Source organism: Enterovirga rhinocerotis, assembly GCF_004363955.1.
In the GTDB taxonomy this organism is placed as follows: domain Bacteria; phylum Pseudomonadota; class Alphaproteobacteria; order Rhizobiales; family Beijerinckiaceae; genus Enterovirga; species Enterovirga rhinocerotis.
The window spans coordinates 590,021-609,155 of record NZ_SNZR01000011.1 but is presented as its reverse complement, the minus strand read 5'-3'; the positions used below and the strand labels follow the sequence as shown (position 1 = coordinate 609,155).

General features: G+C 68.9%; 16 protein-coding genes. 9 read left to right on the top strand and 7 right to left on the bottom strand.

Annotated elements, in window-relative coordinates; genetic code table 11:
* Window positions 1-2 precede the first annotated feature (2 nt).
* A complete protein-coding gene (locus EV668_RS03420) occupies window positions 3-1,955 on the top strand; it encodes an ATP-binding protein (RefSeq protein WP_133768434.1) in 1,953 nt (650 codons plus the stop codon).
* Window positions 1,956-2,077: 122 nt separating this feature from the next.
* Entirely contained in the window at window positions 2,078-3,007 is a 930-nt protein-coding gene (gene olsB / locus EV668_RS03415; RefSeq protein WP_133768433.1) for a l-ornithine N(alpha)-acyltransferase, read from the top strand.
* Between the two features lie 220 nt (window positions 3,008-3,227).
* Here olsB and EV668_RS03410 read toward each other — a convergent pair whose 3' ends face one another.
* The 6 genes from EV668_RS03410 to EV668_RS03385 all read right to left on the bottom strand — a co-directional run bounded on the left by EV668_RS03410 (window position 3,228) and on the right by EV668_RS03385 (window position 9,984).
* A complete protein-coding gene (locus EV668_RS03410) occupies window positions 3,228-4,946 on the bottom strand; it encodes a thiamine pyrophosphate-binding protein (protein ID WP_133768432.1) in 1,719 nt (572 codons plus the stop codon).
* A gap of 203 nt (window positions 4,947-5,149) precedes the next feature.
* On the bottom strand, window positions 5,150-6,124 hold the full coding sequence (locus tag EV668_RS03405) for an alpha-ketoacid dehydrogenase subunit beta (protein WP_133768431.1): 975 nt from the start codon (window positions 6,122-6,124) through the stop codon (window positions 5,150-5,152).
* On the bottom strand, window positions 6,124-7,110 hold the full coding sequence (locus tag EV668_RS03400; RefSeq protein WP_208111474.1) for a thiamine pyrophosphate-dependent dehydrogenase E1 component subunit alpha: 987 nt from the start codon (window positions 7,108-7,110) through the stop codon (window positions 6,124-6,126). The genes EV668_RS03405 and EV668_RS03400 overlap by 1 nt, the downstream gene beginning before the upstream one ends.
* Window positions 7,111-7,314: 204 nt before the next feature.
* Window positions 7,315-8,295 carry a PCC domain-containing protein gene (locus EV668_RS25655; protein WP_342636817.1) on the bottom strand — a complete coding sequence of 327 codons (981 nt, stop codon included), beginning with the start codon at window positions 8,293-8,295 and terminating at the stop codon, window positions 7,315-7,317.
* A gap of 35 nt (window positions 8,296-8,330) precedes the next feature.
* Entirely contained in the window at window positions 8,331-9,089 is a 759-nt protein-coding gene (locus tag EV668_RS03390; protein ID WP_133768430.1) for an SDR family NAD(P)-dependent oxidoreductase, read from the bottom strand.
* A gap of 58 nt (window positions 9,090-9,147) precedes the next feature.
* Window positions 9,148-9,984, bottom strand: coding sequence for a hypothetical protein (locus EV668_RS03385; RefSeq protein ID WP_133768429.1), 837 nt, complete (start codon window positions 9,982-9,984; stop codon window positions 9,148-9,150).
* A 153-nt stretch (window positions 9,985-10,137) separates the two neighbouring features.
* Between EV668_RS03385 and EV668_RS03380 the strand changes: the two genes are divergently transcribed.
* The 6 genes from EV668_RS03380 to hemA all read left to right on the top strand — a co-directional run bounded on the left by EV668_RS03380 (window position 10,138) and on the right by hemA (window position 16,206).
* Window positions 10,138-10,959 carry an SDR family NAD(P)-dependent oxidoreductase gene (locus tag EV668_RS03380; protein WP_133768428.1) on the top strand — a complete coding sequence of 274 codons (822 nt, stop codon included), beginning with the start codon at window positions 10,138-10,140 and terminating at the stop codon, window positions 10,957-10,959.
* Complete coding sequence (locus tag EV668_RS03375; RefSeq protein WP_133768427.1) at window positions 10,959-11,771, top strand: IclR family transcriptional regulator; 813 nt, start codon at window positions 10,959-10,961, stop codon at window positions 11,769-11,771. Before EV668_RS03380 ends, EV668_RS03375 begins: the two co-directional genes overlap by 1 nt.
* A 103-nt stretch (window positions 11,772-11,874) precedes the next feature.
* A complete protein-coding gene (locus EV668_RS03370) occupies window positions 11,875-12,900 on the top strand; it encodes a TRAP transporter substrate-binding protein (RefSeq protein ID WP_133768426.1) in 1,026 nt (341 codons plus the stop codon).
* A 171-nt stretch (window positions 12,901-13,071) separates the two neighbouring features.
* Complete coding sequence (locus EV668_RS03365) at window positions 13,072-13,860, top strand: HpcH/HpaI aldolase family protein (protein WP_133768425.1); 789 nt, start codon at window positions 13,072-13,074, stop codon at window positions 13,858-13,860.
* 13 nt (window positions 13,861-13,873) lie between these two features.
* Window positions 13,874-14,887 (top strand): TRAP transporter substrate-binding protein, encoded by a 1,014-nt coding sequence (locus EV668_RS03360; protein ID WP_133768424.1) that lies wholly within the window; start codon window positions 13,874-13,876, stop codon window positions 14,885-14,887.
* A 107-nt stretch (window positions 14,888-14,994) separates the two neighbouring features.
* Complete coding sequence (gene hemA, locus EV668_RS03355) at window positions 14,995-16,206, top strand: 5-aminolevulinate synthase (RefSeq protein WP_133768423.1); 1,212 nt, start codon at window positions 14,995-14,997, stop codon at window positions 16,204-16,206.
* 309 nt (window positions 16,207-16,515) lie between these two features.
* Here the strand turns inward: hemA and EV668_RS03350 are convergent, their stop codons facing one another.
* Window positions 16,516-17,817, bottom strand: a complete 1,302-nt coding sequence (locus EV668_RS03350; RefSeq protein ID WP_133768422.1) for an OmpP1/FadL family transporter — start codon at window positions 17,815-17,817, stop codon at window positions 16,516-16,518.
* Between the two features lie 299 nt (window positions 17,818-18,116).
* Between EV668_RS03350 and EV668_RS03345 the strand changes: the two genes are divergently transcribed.
* Window positions 18,117-19,118, top strand: coding sequence for a Bug family tripartite tricarboxylate transporter substrate binding protein (locus EV668_RS03345; protein ID WP_133768421.1), 1,002 nt, complete (start codon window positions 18,117-18,119; stop codon window positions 19,116-19,118).
* Window positions 19,119-19,135 lie beyond the last annotated feature (17 nt).

Genomic DNA, 19,135 nt, shown 5'->3' with positions numbered 1-19,135 from the left:
TCATGCCCGCAGCCCCCTTCATCGATGTGACGGCCCTCGAAGCGATCGTGGTCGCTCTCGCCGGGTTCGGCATCGTCGCGATCTTCGTGATCCTGCACCGGCTTGTCCGGCACGGGCAGGCTGCGGGGCTCGTCCGGCTGCGCCCGCAGGCACCGGCGGCCGTGGCCAACGAGATGCGCCTGATGCGCGCGGTCCTCGACGCCCTGCCCGAGCCGGTCCAGGTGCTCGATGCCCGCGGCCGCATCGTGCTCGCGAACGCAGCCGGCCAACGGCTCGCGACGGCAGGGGACAAGGGCGAGGTGACCTGGCGCGATCTCGGCCTCGGCGATCTCGGAGGGAAGCATGCGCTGCGCGTCGGCCGGGATGAATCGGATGTCGACATCGCCGAGATCGAGGAGGCGCGTGCCCGTGCCGAGGCCGCCAACGAGGCGAAATCCCGGTTCCTCGCGACGGTCAGCCACGAGTTCCGGACGCCGCTGAACGGGATCCTGGGCATGACCCGGCTCCTGGTGGAGACGGGCCTCGATGCGGAGCAGACGACCTATGCCCAGGCTGTGAAGAGCTCGGCCGAGGCCTTCCTCTCCCTCGTCGACGACATGCTCGACATGGCCATGATCGAGGCGGGCCGGATCGCGCTCGCCGACGAGCCCTTCGATCTCGTCTCGCTGACGCAGGGGGTCGCCGAGCTGCTGGCGCCGCGGGCCCAGGGCAAGGGAACGGAGATCGCGTCCTATATCGGCCCCGGCGTGCCGCGCACGGTCCGCGGCGATGCCGACCGGCTTCGTCAGGTCCTGATCAATCTCGCCGGCAATGCGGTCAAGTTCACGCGCACCGGCGGCGTCGGCATCCGGATCGAGCGGAGCGACGACGGACGGATCGCCTTCTGCGTCGAGGATACGGGCCCCGGCATCGCGCCGGAGGAGGCCGCGACCATCTTCGAGGAGTTCGAACAGGCGGGGCCGGCGAGCGACGGCGAATCCGGAACCGGCCTCGGCCTCGCCATCACGCGCCGTCTCGTCGAGAGGATGGGCGGAAGCATCGCGCTCGACAGCACCCCGGGAATCGGCTCCCGCTTCCATTTCGCGCTCGACCTGCCCACGGCGGATGCCGAGACGCCGCATGACAAGTCGCCCACCGGAACCGGCCGCCGCGTGCTGATCCTGTCCCGCTCCGCCTTCGAGGCCGGCTACCTCGCGCGCGTCATCGCCGATACCGGCGGACGTGCCCGTGTCGTGAAGGGGCTCGGCGAGGCCGTGGACGCGATGGGATGCGAGAGCTTCGACGTGCTCGTCGCCGATCACGCCCTGCCGGACGAGGACGTGCGCGTCGCGGTCAGCGAGGCGAGAAGGCGCGGATTGTCCCGCACCGTCGTCATGCTCTCGCCCTTCGAGCGGCACGACCTCGGCTCGCCCCACGCCGCCGGCTTCGATGCATATCTGATCAAGCCGGTCCGCGCCCGCTCGCTCCTGGAGCAGATCGCCGATGCGCCGCGCGTCGCGGCGCCCACCGCCGCATCCCGGCGTCCCGCCCAGCCGATGCGTTCGGCCAGCCGGCCTCGCCGGGTCCTCCTCGTCGAGGATAACGAGATCAATGCGCTGCTGGCCATGAAGACCCTCGAGGGGCTCGGCGCGATCGTCGAGTGGAGCCGGAACGGCGAGGGAGCGCTCGCGCGCCTCCAGGCGACCCTCCACGGCGAGGACGCGCCCATCGACCTCGTCCTGATGGACCTGCGCATGCCCGATCTCGACGGGCGCGAGGTGACGCGGCGCATCCGCCAGGAGGAGGCTCGCCTCGGCGTGGCCTGGCCGCTCCGGATCGTCGCGCTGACCGCCAGCGTCGTCGGCAATCCGGACGCGATGATCCGCGAGGCCGGGTTCGACGCCCTCCTCGCCAAGCCTCTCCACGTCGAGGCGCTGACCGAGGAGATCGACAGCGTCCGGCGGCGGGCCGTCTGATTGCTGTCGCAGCGCGGCGTGTTGCCTGTCGCCGATCCGATACCGAGATGTCATAGAACCGTCCGGGCGCGTCGCCATAGCGGCGGGCAATCACGGCAAGGAAGCCGACGGAGAAGGGGGCTATGGCGGTACAGACTGGGGGATGGTCGACGCTGTTGAGATCGGCGCCGACACCGGCCGTTCGGGCCCTCCTGTCTCGGGCGCCTCTCGCCTTCGACCCGGCCACCTCGGCCGAGCCCTCGGGTATGCTGGGCCGGTCGGGCGCGCTCGAAGTGAGGCTCGCGGCGGGCGCGCGCGAGGTGCGGCGGGCTCAGCGCACGCGCTACAAGGTCTTCTTCGAGGAGATGGACGCCCTTCCCTCCCCTCTCGCCCGCCTCTCGCGGCGGGACAGCGACCTCTTCGACGAGGTCTGCGATCACCTCCTCGTCTTCGATCACGATGTCGTGGCGAAGCCGTTCCGGAAGCCGAAGCCCCGCGTCGTCGGGACCTACCGGCTGCTTAGGCGGGACGTGGCGGAGGTGGGTCCCGGCTTCTATTCAGCCGGCGAATTCGATCTCGGCCCGCTCCTCGCGGCGCGCCCGGACGCACGAATCCTCGAGCTCGGGCGCTCCTGCGTGCTCAAGCCCTACCGCTCGCGCCAGACGCTGGCGCTGCTCTGGCAGGGCATCTGGGCCTATGTCCGCCACCATGGCTGCGATGTCATGGTGGGCTGCGCGAGCCTGCCCGGCACGGACCCGCAGGCCCTGGCGCTGCCGCTGTCGTACCTGCACCATTTCGCCGCCGCGCCGCCCGAATGGCGCGTCGCGCCGCACCGCGCGCTGCACCAGCCGATGGACCTTCTGCCGCGCGAGGCGATCGACCCCAAGGCCGCCTTCAAGCGCCTGCCGCCGCTGCTGAAGGGCTATCTGCGGCTCGGCGCCTCGATCGGAAGCGGCGCCGTGATCGACCGCGCCTTCGGCACGACCGACGTCTTCGTCGTCACCCCCATCGGCGAGATCGGCAGCCGCTATCTCGACCATTTCAGCCCGGCCGCGAACCGCGTCGCCGCCTGACCCCCCGTCATTGCGAGAAGGCGGAGCCGACGAAGCAACCCAGGACCGGCGCAACGCAGCGCTGGATTGCTTCGCTCCGCTCGCAAAGACGGCGGTGCCGAACCGCGCCGCCGCCTGAAGCCCCCGTCATTGCGAGAAGGCGGAGCCGACGAAGCAACCCAGAGCCGGCGCACCGCAGGACTGGATTGCTTCGCTCCGCTCGCAAAGACGGGGCAGCGCCCTACGCGACCCGGTCGCCCTTCTTGATCTTGACGGCGCGGTTGTCGGCGGCCGGCAGCATCTTGGCGGGATCGCGCGTGACGACGAGGTCGATCACGACCGGGCCCTTCGTGCGGAACGAGCGCTTGAGCGCGGAGGCGAGTTGCTCGGGATCCTCGACGCGGATGCCGGTGCAGCCGAGCGCCTTCGCGGCATTCGCGTAGTTCGTCTCGGCGAGGTCGGAGGCGTGATAGGCGCCCTCCCCGTACATGAGGTGCTGCAGCGCCTTCACGTAGCCGGAGGCCGCGTTGTTCACGACGACGATCGTGAAGGAGAGGCCCATGCGGCGGGCCGTCTCGATCTCGCCCAGCATCATGTTGAAGCCGCCATCGCCCGTCAGGCTGACCACGGTCGCATCGGGCTTGGCGAGCGCGCAGCCCATCGCGCCCGGAAGGCCGTAGCCGATCGAGGCGAAGCCGCGATCCGGCACGAAGCCGCGACCGGCCTGCTTGGTGTCGTAGAGCAGACCGCCCCAATGCGCGGCGAAGCCGCCATCGGCGACGAGGATGCCGTCCTTCGGCATGAGCTTGTTGAGCTCGCCCATGAGGCGCCCCATCGAGACCGGGGTCTCGGTCGAGGTGTAGCGCTCCTGGGTCGCGGCGCGCCAATCGGCCATGCGCTGGGCGACATCGGCGAGATAGGCGGTGCGGTCGGCGTTGTCGTGCTTGCGGATCTCGCGGCCGAGATCCTCGAGGCCGGCCTTGGCATCGCCCCAGAGCGCGATGTCCGGCGAGAGGGTGCGGCCGATCTCCTCGGCGACGATGTCGAGATGGATGACGGGCTTGCCCTTCGGCGGCACGGTGTAGCGCTTGGTCGCGATCTCGCCGAGCTTGCAGCCGACGACGAGGAGCAGGTCCGATTCCTCGATCAGCTTGTTGGCGATGCGGTCGTAGCGGCCGAACAGCCCGGCGCTGATGGTATCGGTGCAGGGCACCGCGCCCTTGCCGGTCATCGTATGCGCGACGGGGATCTGGTGCTTCTTCGCGAACTGCGTCAGCGTCTTCGTGGCATCGGACAGATGGATGCCGCCGCCCGCGAGGATGAGGGGACGCTTCGCCGCCGCGAGCTGCGCCGCCGCCCGCGCCACGGCCTCGCCGTCAGGCCGGCAGCGCATCGCCGGGATCGACTGGTAGGCCGCGTCCGCGCGCAGCTCGGCCGGGTCGAAGGGGAACGTGCCGTGGCAGATATCCTCCGGCACGTCGACCACGACCGGACCCGGCCGGCCCGAGGTCGCGACCTGGAAGGCGCGGCGGATGAGCTCGGGGATGCGCTGGATCACCTCGACGCGGATGATCTCCTTGCAGGCCGGCCGCAGGATGTCGATCTGGCGCGATTCCTGGGTCATGTTCTTCCAGGAATATTCGCGGTGGCTGTCGCCCACGAGGACGACCATCGGGGTGCCCGCGTTCAGCGCCTCGACGAGGCCGGTGACGAGGTTCGTCGCGCCCGGTCCGAGCGTCGCGTCGGCAAGCCCGACCCGGCCCGAGACCTTGGCGTAGGCGTCGGCCGCGAAGACGCCGGCCCGCTCGTCGTTGATGAGGTGATGCTGCAGGCCGAGGCGGCGCGCGGCATCGTAGAAGGGAAGGAGCTGGAAGCCGCCCATGCCGAACATGGGGCCGCCCTCATGGGCCTGGATCATGCGGGCGATCGCCTCGCCGCCGGTCATTTCGTTCTCGGACATGGTCGTTTTCCTGGTCGGAAGCGGAATGGGAAACTCCCTCTCCCCATGCGGGAGAAGGCAGCCCGCGCGTCAGCGAGGGTCGGATGCGGGGGAAAACGCGACGGCTTCGGAGGTGGTCGGCCCCCTCATCCGTCGGCGCTCCGTGCTGCCACCTTCTCCCGCAGGGGGAGAAGGGATGCGCGGGGATCGGCGGCTAAGCCCGCCTAGCGCCCGACGAGCGCCGTCGCGGCGGCGGCGATCTGGTCCGCCGTCACCCGCGCCTTGTCCTCCAGCGGCGGCGCGTAGGAGACGGGGATGCGCGGCGCGCCAAGGCGCTTGACCGGCGCCTTGAGGGCCCCGTGCAGCGTCTCCGAGACGGTGGCGGCGATCTCGGCACCGAAGCCCGAGACCGAGACGGCCTCCTGCGCGACGATCAGGCGGCCGGTCTTCTCGACGCTGGCGAGGACGCGATCCTTGTCCCACGGCCAGAGCGTGCGCAGATCGATCACCTCCGCCTCGATCCCGTCCTTCGCGAGCTGCTCGGCGGCCTTCATGCACAGATGCACCTGCGCCGACCAGGAGACGATGGTCACGTCGCGGCCTTCGCGCAGCACGTTGGCCTTGCCGAACGGCACGAGATGGTCGCCCTCCGGCACCTCGCCCTCGACCGGCCACAGACCCTTGTGCTCCATATAGACGACCGGATCGTCCGAGCGGATCGCGGTCTTCAGCAGGCCCTTGTTGTCGGCCGGGCTCGAGGGGCACACGACGACAAGACCGGGTATATGCGTATACCACGATTCCAGCGACTGGGAGTGCTGGGCGGCCGAGGAGCGCCACATGCCGATCGGCTCGCGCACGACGAGGGGCACGCGCGCCTGCCCTCCGAACATGTAGCGGGCCTTGGCGGCCTGGTTGACGAGTTCGTCGATGGCGCAGAGCGCGAAATCCGAGAAGCGCATCTCGACCACGGGACGGGTGCCCATCATGGCGGCGCCGACGGCGGCGCCCATGATGCAGGCTTCCGAGATCGGGGCGTCGGAGATCCGCTCGGGGCCGAATTCGGCGAGCATGCCGCCGTACTGCCCGAACACGCCGCCGCGCCCCAGATCCTCGCCGACCGCCCAGACATGGGGATCGCGCCGCATCTCTTCCGCGAGGCCGGCCTTGGCGGCATCGGCATAAGTCATGATGGCCATCAATATGCTCCCTGCCGCGGATCGCCCGCATCCTGGACGTCGGTGAAGGCGAGATCGGCGCTCGGGAACGAAGCCGCCTTGGCGACGTCGAAGGCCCGGCTCATCTCGGCATAGGCCTCGGCCTTGGCCTTCTCGATCGCATCCTTCTGGCCGTCGACCAGCGCGCTCGCACGGACGATCGGGTCGTCCTTCCACTTCTCCTCGACCTCCTCCTTCGGACGGTAGGTCGCGGGGTCCGACCCCGTATGGCCGGTGAGGCGGTAGGTGTGGGCGTGGAGGAAGCGCGGGCCGCCGCCGTTGCGGATCGCGTCGATCATCTCGCGCGCCGTCTCGTCGACCGCCATGACGTCATTGCCGTCGATCTCCTTCGCCTGGAGGCCGAACGAGCGGGCGCGGGCCGAGGGGCCGTCGCCGCCCGTCATGGTCTTGGTGCGCGTCGTCGCCGCGAAGCCGTTATCCTCGCAGACGAAGAGAACCGGCAGGTTGAACACCACCGCCCAGTTCAGCCCCTCGAGGAAGGGGCCGCGGTTGATCGCGCCGTCGCCGAAGATGCAGCAGACGACCTTCTTCTCGCCCTTGAGCTTGATGGCGTGGCCGGCCCCGGCAGCGATGACGATGTTCGCCGAGACGACGCCGTTCGCGCCCAGCATGCCGACGCCGAAATCGGCGATGTGCATCGAGCCGCCCTTGCCGCCGCAATTGCCGCCCTCCTTGCCGAAGAGCTCGCGCATCATGGCCTCGGGATTGGCTCCCTTCGCCAGCGTGTGGCCGTGGCCGCGATGGGTCGAGAGCAGAACGTCGTCGCGGTTGAGGTTCGCGCAGATGCCCGTCGCGATGGCCTCCTGGCCGATCGTCGGATGGATCGCCCCGAGGACGATCTTCTCGTCGAGGCCGCGGAGCGCGTTCTCCTCGAACGCTCGAATGCGCCACATCATGCGGCAATGGTCGACGACGCGGTTCGCGTCGATGTTGCGTCGGTCTGTCATACGGTCGGCCTCATCGTCGGGTGCGCTTCATGCGTGCAAGGCTTCATTGGAGCTAAGCGGCGCCGATCCCTCCCCTCCAGGGGAGGGCGAGTCGGCGCCAGCCGACCGGGGTGGGGTACCGCCCGGCCAGGGTTCTCCCCACCCCGGTTCGACGCTACGCGTCGACTCGGCCCTCCCCTGCAGGGAGGGATCGGCGCGGTGGCGTCATATCGTGCCGGCATCGGGGAGCCATTCCTCGAGCACTAGCTCGAAAGTCATGCAGACGGGGTTGCGGCCCGAGACGAAGCGGCCTCCGAAGACGCGGCCCTCCGTATCCGCGACCGCGCCCGACAGGTGCGCCCGCGGCACGCCGTCGGCATCCGAGCGGACCTCGCCCGCGATCGCGAGCACCTCGATGGCGGGCCCCCGGATCTCGCGCAAGGCGCCGTCGGGAGCGGCGAGGCAGGCATCGGTCAGGCTGCCGAGCGTCCCGCGCACGAAGGCGGCGCGGAAGCCGTGCATCAGCGCGACCTTCTGCACCGCCTGGACGAGGTCCTCGTTGGGGCGGACATGCGTATAGGCGATGCGGCCGATCCGGCCCGTTTCGACATGGTGCGGGGCGGCCGTGTCCATCGCGGACGGAACTCCATCGGAAGGCGGAAGGCTCGGCCGCGTCGGGCGGTCCGACCGCAGCGGACGCTCCGACCGCGTCGGCCGGAAGATCGCGACGCCGATCTCGGCATCGGGGATGACCTCGACGGAGATCTCCGAGAAGCCCCGGACATAGGCGACGGCGCCTTCCCCCATGACCGTCCGGTCGTTGAAGAGATGGCCGCCGAAGCCTTCGCCCGCCGCGTCGGCGAAGAGGCCATGGCAGTGGATGAAGGCCGTGCCGTCGGGACCGAGGCCGACCGAGGCGCCGCCCGCGATCACGGCGACGTCGGAGGTCTCGATCGGATCGGTCAGCGCGACCGCGCGCTCGCCGGTCGGATCGGGCCGGGCGAGGACGTAGACCAGTTGGCGGACGGTCCCGCCGAAGAGCGTCATCGTCCCGCTCGCGATGCCGAGCCCTGCGAGCGCCTCGCTCACCCCGGCGAGCAGCGTCTGGCCGGCCGGGAACGCGATCCGCACCGCGCGGCCGGAGGCTTCGACGGCGCTCTCGAGCCGCACCGGATCGTAAGGCCCCGGATGGCGCAGAAGGCGCACGGCGACATCCGCATGGGAGGCTGCGGCCACTACGTTCAGACCTTGAAGAGCGGGCCCGCGACGCCCATCCCGCCATCGACCGCGAGGGTCTGGCCGGTGACGTAGCTCGCTTCCTCGGAGGCGAGGAAGGCGGCGGCCGCCGCGAGTTCGGCGAGCGTGCCGTAGCGCCCCAGCGGCGAGGCCGCGTTATAGGCTGCACGGGTCGCATCCGTGTGCATCCGCTCCGTGAGCGCGGTCTCGATCGGCCCCGGCGCGATGGCGTTGACCGTGATGCCGTGCTCCCCGAGTTCGACGGCCATCACCTTCGTCATCGCGATCACGCCGCCCTTCGAGGCGGAATAGGCGACCCGGCCGGGGACCCCGCGCATTCCGGCGACGGAGGCGATGTTGATGATGCGCCCGGAGCCCTGGCCGACCATCACCCTGGCCGCGGCGCGCCCGCACAGGAACATGCCGGTGACGTTGATGTCGAGGATGCGACGGAACTCGGCCTCGGTCGTCTCCAGCATCGATTTCTGGATGCCGATCCCGGCGCTCGTCACCATCACGTCGAGGCGGCCGAAGGCCTCGGCGGTCTCCTTCACGAGCGCATCGACCGCGGCCTCATCCACGACATCGAGCGTGCGCGCCCGCGCGCCCGCTCCGATGGACGCGGCGACCGACTCCGCATTGGCGGCATCCCGGTCGGCCACGACGACCGACAGACCGTCCTGCGCGAAGCGGCGGCAGATCTCGGCGCCGATGCCGCTTCCTCCGCCGGTGACGATCGCGACCCGACCCGCTGCCTGTGCCATGTCCCCTCCCCGCTTCCGCCCGCACTCCCCTCGTCCCTCTCGGGAGAAGGAAGCTGCGTCAGCTCCCTGCCGTCTTCGCCGCGATCATGGCGGCGATGAACGCCTTGAGCGTCTGCCCGGGCGCCCCTCCCCGCCGCTTCGCGGTCTCGTTGACGTGCGAGATGATGCCGTCGGCGAGATGCGACCGGGCATCGCCGATCCGAGCCGACATGTTCGAGACCGTCGCCGCGGCAAGGCCGCGCCGGTCGAAATCGGGCAGGCGGGCATGGCCCGTCCCGTCCTTGGCGCCGCCGGCATCGTTGTAGGTGGCCGCCCAGACATCGGGCGTCGTGTTGTCGGGCAGGCCGCCGACGAGACCGCCATGGGAGGCCGTCACGACGATGTTGCCGGCATCCTCCGGCTTGAACAGCGAGGCGGAATCGATCCCGATCACCGACGGCTCGCCGGGATTGTCGCTCACGACGAAGCGCGCCTCGCCGATCGAGGGCACCGGAGCGTCCGAAGGCGCCGCCTTCAGCATCTTTTCGGCGCAGGCACGGACCGTGTCGCCCGGCTTGCAGCCAAGCGCCGCCGCCGTCTCGTTCACGTGGCTGATGATGCCGCCCGCCCACATGTCGGCGGCCTGCGCGATCCGGCACGTCGCCGAATCCGTCACCGCCGCCGCGATGCGGAGCTCGTCGAGGAAGGCGAGCGAGGCGATGCCCGCCCGATCCTTGCCGATCCCCGCATCGTTCTGGATCACCGCCCGGACATGGCCCTTGGCCGCGCAATAGCCGGCATAAATTGCGCCATGCGATCCGCTGACCACCACGGCGCCGCGGTGCTTCTCGTAAAGCTTGGTGATGGTGTCGACGAGAAGGATCCCGTCCGGAACATCAGTCGCTGCGGTGCTCATGAGCAGCACCGCATTTCACGATATGAAACGCTTTCGGCAAGCATCTCGATGCTTCCTCCCGTCGCACTTCTTGATTGCCGGCACGTTTATCTCATGCCATCCTGCCTCGCAAGCATCGATCGTTTCCACATGATGGAACGACGGAGGAAGCGGATGGGAGATGTCGCGGCACCGGCCGGATCGCGTCGGCTGGACGGAAGGGTCGCACTCGTCACGGGTGCCGGGTCGGTCGGCCCGGGCTGGGGCAACGGCAAGGCCACGGCCGCTCTGTTCGCCCGCGAGGGCGCGCGGGTGGTGGCTCTGGACCTGAAGCGCGAGGCTGCCGAGGAAACGCGGGCCGTCATCGAAGGCGAGGGCGGCGAATGCATCGCGCTCGCGGGCGACGTCACGCGCGACGGCGACGTCCGTGCCGCCGTCGAGACGGCCATGGAGCGCTTCGGACGGATCGACATCCTCCACAACAATGTCGGCGCGGCGGTGCTGGGCGGCCCGGTCGAGGTCGAGGAGGCCGATTGGGACCGCATCTTCGCGATCAACGTGAAAAGCGTGTTCCTCGCCTGCAAGCACGTGCTTCCCCACATGGAGCGGCAAGGCAAGGGCTCGATCATCAACGTCGCCTCGATCGGCGCGATCCGCGAGATCGGCGTCGCCTACGTCGCCTATGCCGCCTCGAAGGCGGCGGTGATCGGCACGACCAAGAGCGTCGCCATGCAATATGCGGCGAAGGGAATCCGCTGCAACGTGATCCTGCCCGGCCTGATGGATACGCCGCATATCCGCGGCCCGATGCAGGCCTCGTATGGCGGCGACCTCGACCGGATGCTCGCCGATCGCCATGCCCGCTCTCCGACCGGCAAGATGGGCACGGCCTGGGACGTCGCCCACGCGGCGCTCTATCTCGCCTCCGACGACTCCGCCTATGTCAACGCGGTCGAGCTGGTCGTGGACGGCGGCATCACGACGACCATCCGCTGATGAACGCCGCATCGCTTGCTCCGGATCCCCCGGCCGCAGTCAGGCCCGGCGAAGTGGGCGGCGCGCAGAGCATCAAGCGCGCGATGGCCGTGCTGCGCTACGTCGCCTCGCATCCGGATGGCGCGCGTCTCCGCGACGTCTCGCGCGACTGCGGTCTCAACAAGGCGACCTGCCATCGCATCCTCGCCGCCCTCGTCGAGGAGGACTTCCTCCAGCCGAGCGAGGACGGGGGCGGCTATATCCTCGGCCAGGAGGCGCTGGCCATCGGCTGGGCGGCGCGGGCGCGCCAGGACATCCCGGCCCTGGCGAGGGCCGGAATGGTGCGCCTGTCGGTCCAGACGGGGGACACGGTCTTTCTCTCGATCCGCTCGGGGCTGGAGGCGATCTGCATCGCGCGCGAGGTCGGGGCCTTTCCAATCAAGACGCTGACGCTCGACATCGGCAGCCGCCGGCCGCTCGGCGTGGGCTCCGGCAGCATGGCGCTGTTCGCCTTCCTCCCGGCGGCCGAGCGGGCGGAAGCGCTCGACGCGGTCGAGCCGCGGCTCGGCGCCTATCCGGCGCTATCGCGAGAGAGCCTCGTCGCGCTCGCCGAGCGAACCCGGCATCTCGGCTATTCCTTCAACGACGAAGGCGTGATCGAGGGCATGAGCGCGGTCGGCGTCCCCGTGCTCGGCGATGACGGCCTGCCGATGGCCGCGCTCAGCGTCGCCGCGATCTCGACCCGGATGCAGGCGCCGCGGCGGCTCGAGGTCGTGGACCTCCTTCTGGCCGAGGCCCGCCTTCTGTCACGCGCGATGACGGGAACGCGCTAAGGTCATCCGGCACGGCGTTGCCGTTCGTCCCGCACGAATGGCGGGCCTTGCCGGGCCACAGCTCAAGAACGGACCGCAAAGCCGGTCGCAAGGGAGGAACGAGATGAGCACCACATTCGATCGGCGCCGCATGCTCAAGTTCGGCGCGCTCGCGGGAACCGCCGTGGCCGCACCCGCGATCCTGACCTGGCCGGCCAGCGCCGCCCAGTTCAGCTACAAGGTCGCCAACAACCTCCCGCAGAGCCACCCGATGAACGTGCGCCTCGCCGAGGCGATCAAGATCATCAACGAGCAAAGCGGCGGCCAGCTCGAATTCAAGGCTTTCCCGAACAACCAGCTCGGCGCCGATACCGACATGCTGTCGCAGCTCCGCTCCGGGGCGCTCGAATTCTTCACCCTGTCCGGCGGCATCCTGTCGACGCTGATCCCGGCCGTGTCGATCTACAACACCGCCTTCATCTTCAAGGATTACAGCGAGGTCTGGCCGGCGATGGACGGTCCGCTCGGCGGCTACCTGCGCGGCCTGATCGAGAAGACCGGCATCCATCCGATGAGCAAGCTGTGGAACAACGGCTTCCGGCAGATCACCTCCAGCACCCGGCCCATCGCGACCCCCCAGGACATCAAGGGCTTCAAGATCCGGGTCGCCGTCTCGCCGCTCTTCATCTCGCTCTTCAAGGCGCTGGAGGCGGCGCCGACCGCGATCAACTTCGCCGAAGTCTATACCGCCCTCCAGACCAAGGTCGTCGAAGGCCAGGAGAACGCGCTCGTCCTGATCGACAGCGCGAAGTTCTTCGAGGTCCAGAAATACGTCTCCCTGACCAATCACGGCTGGGACGCGTTCTTCATGCTCTCCAACGGACGCGCCTGGCGGGCCCTGCCGCCGAAGCTGCAGGAGCTCGTCGCCGAGAATCTCGACAAGGCCGCGCTCGCCATGCGCGAGGACACGATGAAGCTCGACCAGACGCTCGAGATCGAACTCAAGAAGAAGGGCATGATCTTCAACCGGACCGAGCCCGCCCCCTTCCGCGAGGTGCTGCGCAAGAACGGGTTCTATGCCGAGTGGAAGGGCAAGTACGGCGCCGATGCCTGGGCCGTGCTGGAGAAGCAGGTCGGCCAGCTCACCTGAGCGGTCGTCGCCGGCAAAGCCGGCGGGGTGGGGTGAACCCACCTCGCCCCGCCTCATCGAAGCGGAGACCGGTGTCACCCACCCCGGACCTTCGGTCCGCCCCTCCCCTTCGGGGGAGGGCAAGGGGCGAAGCTCACACGCTCCGCGAATGCGTTCTCCAGGAGCCTGCTCATGACATCCGCGAACCGGCTGCGGAACGCCCTCCGCTCGGGCGCCAGCGCGACCGGAAGCTGGGTCCAGATCGGATCGCCCGAGATCTGCGAGATCGTGGCCCGCTGCGGCTTCGACTTCGTGATCATCGACATGGAACACGGCTCGTTCGGCCTCGACGTCGCGGTGAACATGATCCGCGCGGTCGAGCCCCATGCGACGCCGATCCTGCGCGTCCCGGATGCGGGCCGGACGACCATCCTGAAGGTGCTCGATGCGGGCGCGCGCGGCATCATCGTGCCGAACGTGTCGTCGCGCGCGGAGGCTGAGGCCGTCGTCTCGGCAAGCCGGTTCGCCCCCCTCGGGACGCGCGGCGCCTGCCCCGCGACGCGCGCCACCGGCCACGGTCTCGCCGAATGGAGCGGCTTCGTCGCCGCGAGCAACGACGAGATCCTGGTGATCGCCCTGATCGAGACGCCGGAGGGCGTGAGCCGCGCTGCGGAGATCGTCACCGTGCCCGGGCTCGACGCGATCGGGATCGGGCCATTCGATCTCAGCCAGGCCATGGGCTACGCGGGCGACTGGCGCCATCCCGCCGTGCAGGCGAAACAGGCGGAGTTGATCGCGCTCGCCCGCGAAGCCGGTCGCGAGGCCCTCACCGCCGCCTTCGACAGCGACCCCGCCATCCTCTCCGGCCGCGTCGCCGAGTTGAACCGCCTCGGCTCCCGCCTCGTCGCGGTCAGCGGCGATCGGTTCGCGCTCACCTCCACCTTCCGTGCCATCGCGATGGCAACCGCCAATCCCACCTGAGAAGCGATCCTCCATGACCTTGACCCGCCGCAGCACCGCAGCTTTGCTCGGAGGCCTGATCGCCGCGCCCGCGATCCTCGCACCGCGCGGCGCGCGAGCGGCCGACTTCACCTACAAGTTCGCCAACAACCAGCCGCTCCACCACCCGATCAACGTGCGCGCCAAGGAGGCGGCGGAGCGGATCAAGGCGGAGACCGACGGCCGCTTCGTGCTGGAGATCTTCCCGAGTTCGAGCCTCGGCTCCGATACCGCCCTCCTCGGCCAGATCCGGTCGGGCGGCGTCGAGTTCTTCACGCTCGCGGGCGCGATTCTCGCGACCCTCGTTCCCGTCGCGACGATCGAGAACATCCCCTTCGCCTTCCCGGACTACCCGACGGTTTGGAAGGCCATGGACGGCGCGCTCGGGCGGCATGTCCGCGACGAGATCGCCAAGATCAACGTCCTCGCGCTCGACAAGGTGTGGGACAACGGCTTCATGCAGATGACCTCCAACGTGAAGCCGCTGAAGGTCGCGGACGACATGAAGGGCCTCAAAGTCCGCACCGGCCCGAGCCCGCTTCAGGTCTCGATGTGCCAGGCGCTCGGCGCGAGCCCGACGAGCCTCAACTTCAGCGAGCTCTACACGGCGCTGCAGACCGGCGTGGTCGACGCCCAGATGAACGCGCTCGTGATCGTCGAGGCGAACAAGCTGAACGAGGTCCAGAAATACTGCTCCATCACGAACCACATGTGGAGCGGCTTCTGGATGCTCGCCAACCGCAGAGCATGGGAGAGGCTGCCGGCCGAGATGCGGGACATCGTCGCCAAGCACCTCAATGCCGCCGCCGTCGCCGAGCGGGCCGATGTCGAAGCCGGCAACGCGCCGCTCCGCGAGACGCTGACGCGTGCCGGCATGGCGTTCAACGAGGCTGATTCCGCCTCCTTCCGCGCCGCGCTCGGAAAGGCCGGCTTCTACGCGGACTGGAAGAAGAAGCTGGGGGAAAAGCCCTGGGGCCTCCTCGAGGAAGCGGTCGGGGCGCTCGGCTGATGGCGGGAGCGAGCCCGAAAGCGACCTCGGGGCACATGGACAGACGTGCTCGCGAAGCTCATGAGGCCTCGAAACCTCGCCCCGGCGGCGAGGCACGAGGACCGGTCATGAAGTACGAGGCCTTCTTCGAGAGGCATATCGAGAGCCTTCGCCAGGAGGGACGATACCGCGTTTTCGCCGATCTCGAACGGAAGGCGGGCGCGTTTCCCCAGGCGCTCCACCGGCACGGCGCGCAGGCCCGTCCCGTCACGGTGTGGTGCTCCAACGATTATCTCGGCATGGGCCAGCATCCCCTCGTGATCGAGGCCATGCACGAGGCGCTGAACCGCTGCGGGGCAGGAGCCGGCGGCACGCGCAACATCTCCGGCACGAACCATACCCACGTGCTGCTGGAGCGGGAGATCGCCGATCTCCACGGCAAGCCGGCGGCGCTGCTGTTCAATTCGGGCTACATGTCGAACTGGGCGACGCTCTCGACGCTCGCCTCGCGGATGCCGGGCTGCGTCGTCCTGTCGGATGCGAGCAACCATGCCTCGATGATCGAAGGCATCCGCCACAGCCGCGCCGAGACGCAGGTCTTCGCCCATAACGATCCCGACGATCTCGCCCGCCGTCTCGCCGCGCTCGATCCGCACCGGCCGAAGATCGTCGCCTTCGAATCGGTCTACTCGATGGACGGCGACATCGCGCCGATCGAGACGTTCTGCGATCTCGCCGACGAACATGGCGCGATGACCTATCTCGACGAGGTCCACGCCGTCGGCCTCTACGGTCCCCGAGGCGGCGGTATCGCCGAGGCCCGCGGCCTGTCGCACCGGCTGACCGTGATCGAGGGCACCCTCGCGAAGGGCTTCGGCGTCGTCGGCGGCTACATCGCCGGCTCCGAAGCGCTCTGCGATTTCGTGCGGAGCTGTGCGTCCGGCTTCATCTTCACGACCTCCGTCCCGCCCGCCATCGCGGCCGGCGCGCTCGCCTCGATCCGTCACCTGAAGGCGAGCGGCGTCGAACGGGAGCGGCACCAGGAGAGGGTCGCGACGCTCCGCGCCCGCCTCGACCGGGCCGGCATCGCGCATCTCGCCAACGAGAGCCACATCGTCCCGGTGATGGTCGGCGATGCCGCGCTCTGCAAGACGATCTCGGACACGCTCATGGAGCGCTTCGGCATCTACGTGCAGCCGATCAACTATCCGACCGTCCCGAGGGGCACCGAGCGCCTGCGCTTCACGCCGACCCCGATGCATACGGACGACGACATCGACCACCTCGTCGCATCGCTTGCGACGGTGTGGTCGGAACTCGGCATGCGCGAGGCCGCCTGAGAGGCGAGGCCCGCCTCGTCACGGCGAGCAGCGGGTCTGGCCTCGGGCCGACCTGACGACAGGCTCCGCGAAGCAAGGCCGGCCGGCGGCCGGAGAGGCTCCTGTGAGCCCGGCAAATCGGGGACCCGACCCCTCATGCCGAATTGCCGGCTGAAAGCCGGCCTCGAAGCACGCGAGACGGTTGTGCGTCCTTCGAGGCCTCGCTTTGCGAGGCACCTCAGGACGAGGCGCGGGGGGCATTCCGGCGGCGCTCCGCCGCTCCGCTCTTCGTCAAGACGACGGGGAGACGAGACCGCCTCCCCGATCGTCTCAGTAGCGCGCGACGATCGGCGCGGCCTGGGCGACCTTCGGGTCGTCCCACTTGATGCGCACCGAGGCGGAGACGATGTCCACCGACGCCTTGGTATCGGCGTAGAACGGCAGCCCCTGGTATTGCGGGTTGCCCGGCGCGATCCGGATCGCGTTGTCGCCGATTCCGAAGACGTGGGAATAGGTCGCGCTGATGCGGATCCGCTCGTTCCAGTCGTAGCTCGCGCCGATCGAGGCATAGATGCGGTCGGTGTCCGGCAGGCGGACGCTGCGGTTCGAGTTGTCGATCGGTGACTGCTCATAGGCCACGCCGGCCCTGACCGCCCATTGGCTCGTCACCTGGTACTCGCCGCCGATCGAGTAGATCCAGCCGTCCTTGTAGCGGAGGGGCACGCCGACCATGGGGATGCCGGTCGCGGCATTGGTCACGCCCGGGATGTTCAGCCGGCTCCAGTTCATCCATTCGACGCCGGCGCTGAGCTTGAAATCCTGCGTGATCTGCTGGGTGATGCCGAAGGTGAGCTGTTCGGGCGTGTTCAGCGTCACCTTCGCGGCGCGGACGAGCGGCCCGGTCCGGAAGGTGCCCTCGAGATCATGCTGTGTCGAGGAGCGGAAGCCGAGGCCGAGCGTCGTCCCGGCGAACGGCGTGACCGTCACGCCGGCCGTGAAACCGACGCCCCAGGCGTCGCCCTCGAGGATCGCCGTCGGGGCGGACGGCCCCAGCCCGATGGCCGAATTCAGCCGTACCTTGAGATATTGAATGGTCGGGCCGAAGCCGACCGACACATAGTCGTTCAGCTTGAGGCCCAGGATCGGCGTCGCGCCGAGCGAGATCACGCGCGAGGAGCGGCCATAGACCTGGCCGGCCCAGACCGGTTCGGGCTTGGTGATGCTACCGAAAGCCGAGCCCGTCGACAGGCCGACCCAGACCATGTCGTTGACCTGATAGGCGTTGTAGCTAGCCGGGATGAAGGCTTCCTGCCCGATATTGCCCGAGCCGCCGAACTGGAGCGCGGCGCCCGGCGTCGGCGAGACCGGCGTGACCGACACGTCCGGGACGACGTAGGTGAAGTTGTACTCGCTGGTATAGCCCGGGTTCATCGTGACCGTGGCCGGGTTCCAGAACATCGACGAGATGCCCGGCATGCCCGAGGCATTGCCGGCGAAGGCACCGCCCAGCGCCGTCGTGCTCTGCGTCCGAAGCCCGAATGCGCCGGCATGAGCGGCGCCCACAGCGCCCAGCAGCGCGACGGATGAGATTGCGATCCGAGTCAGCTCTTTGAGCAGCCGTTGTTTGGCCATCGTTTCCCCCACGCACGGCGATCGCCGAATCAACCAAGGTTCTCACTGCCCGAAAGCGGTCACAATCGCATTTTGAGCACAAGACGACCATTTTCGGAGTTTCTCGCCCCGGATACCGCCACCGATGCAGCATTCCTTGGCATGCGTTGCCGTTTCGACACGTTCAAAACTTACAATCGGTCTGCAAGCCGTGCGCGAAATCAGACTTCGCGGAAACGTCCCGAGCGGGCTTGCGTCCGCGACCTCAACGGCTACGCTTCCCTCAAAACATGGTGGGCGGAACACACGGGAGCAGGCGCATGGACGATCGTAAGGGCGTGACGCGGCGCGTTTTGGCCGGCGGGCTTGTCGCAGGAGCAGCGATCCCGGTCTTTCGAGGCTCTGCCAATGCCCAGGCGGCCTGGCCGAGCCAGACCGTCCGCATCATCGTTCCGTATCCGCCTGGCGGGTCGACCGACGTCCTGACCCGGATCCTCGCCGAGCGGCTCAAGGACCGGCTCGGCGGCACCTGGGTGATCGAGAACCGGCCCGGCGCCGGCGGCAATATCGGCATCGAGGGCGTGGTGCGGAGCGATCCGGACGGCCACACGATCGGGTCGGCGACGGTCGGGCATTTCGCCATCAACCAGTATCTCTACGCGCGGATGTCCTGGGACCCCGACAAGGATTTCGCGCCCGTCTCGATGACCTGGGACCTGCCGAACGTCGCCGTCGTGCCGAGCGACCACGTCCCGGTGAAGACGCTCGCAGAATTCATCGACTGGGCGAAGAAGAAGGACGGCGGGATCTTCTACGGCAGCCCCGGCGTCGGGACGAGCCCGCACCTGTCGGGCGCCATGTTCACCACCCGGCACGGCATCAAGGCGACGCACGTCCCGTTCCGCGGGGCCTCGGCGACGATTCCGGCCATGCTGAAGGGGGACGTCCATTTCGCCATCGACAACCTCACCTCCTACATGAGCATCATCGAATCCGGCCAGATGCGGGCCCTCGCCATCACCGCCGCCTCCCGCTGGCCGAGCCTGCCGGCGATCCCGACCATGGCCGAGGCCGGCACGCCGGATTTCGTCGTCACCTCCTGGGCTGCCTTCGTCGTGCCGAGGAAGACGCCGCAGGCGATCATCGACAAGCTTTCCGTCGCGCTCCGCGAGATCAGCCAGGAGCCGAGCGTCAAGGATCGCTTCGACAAGGTCGGAGCCCGCCCGCTCGGCTCGACTCCGGACGAAGTGACCAAGAAAGGCGTCGCAGAGCGCCCCATGTGGCAGGAGATGATCAAGGTGTCCGGCGCGCGGCTGGAATAGCGAGGAACGCATCTGCC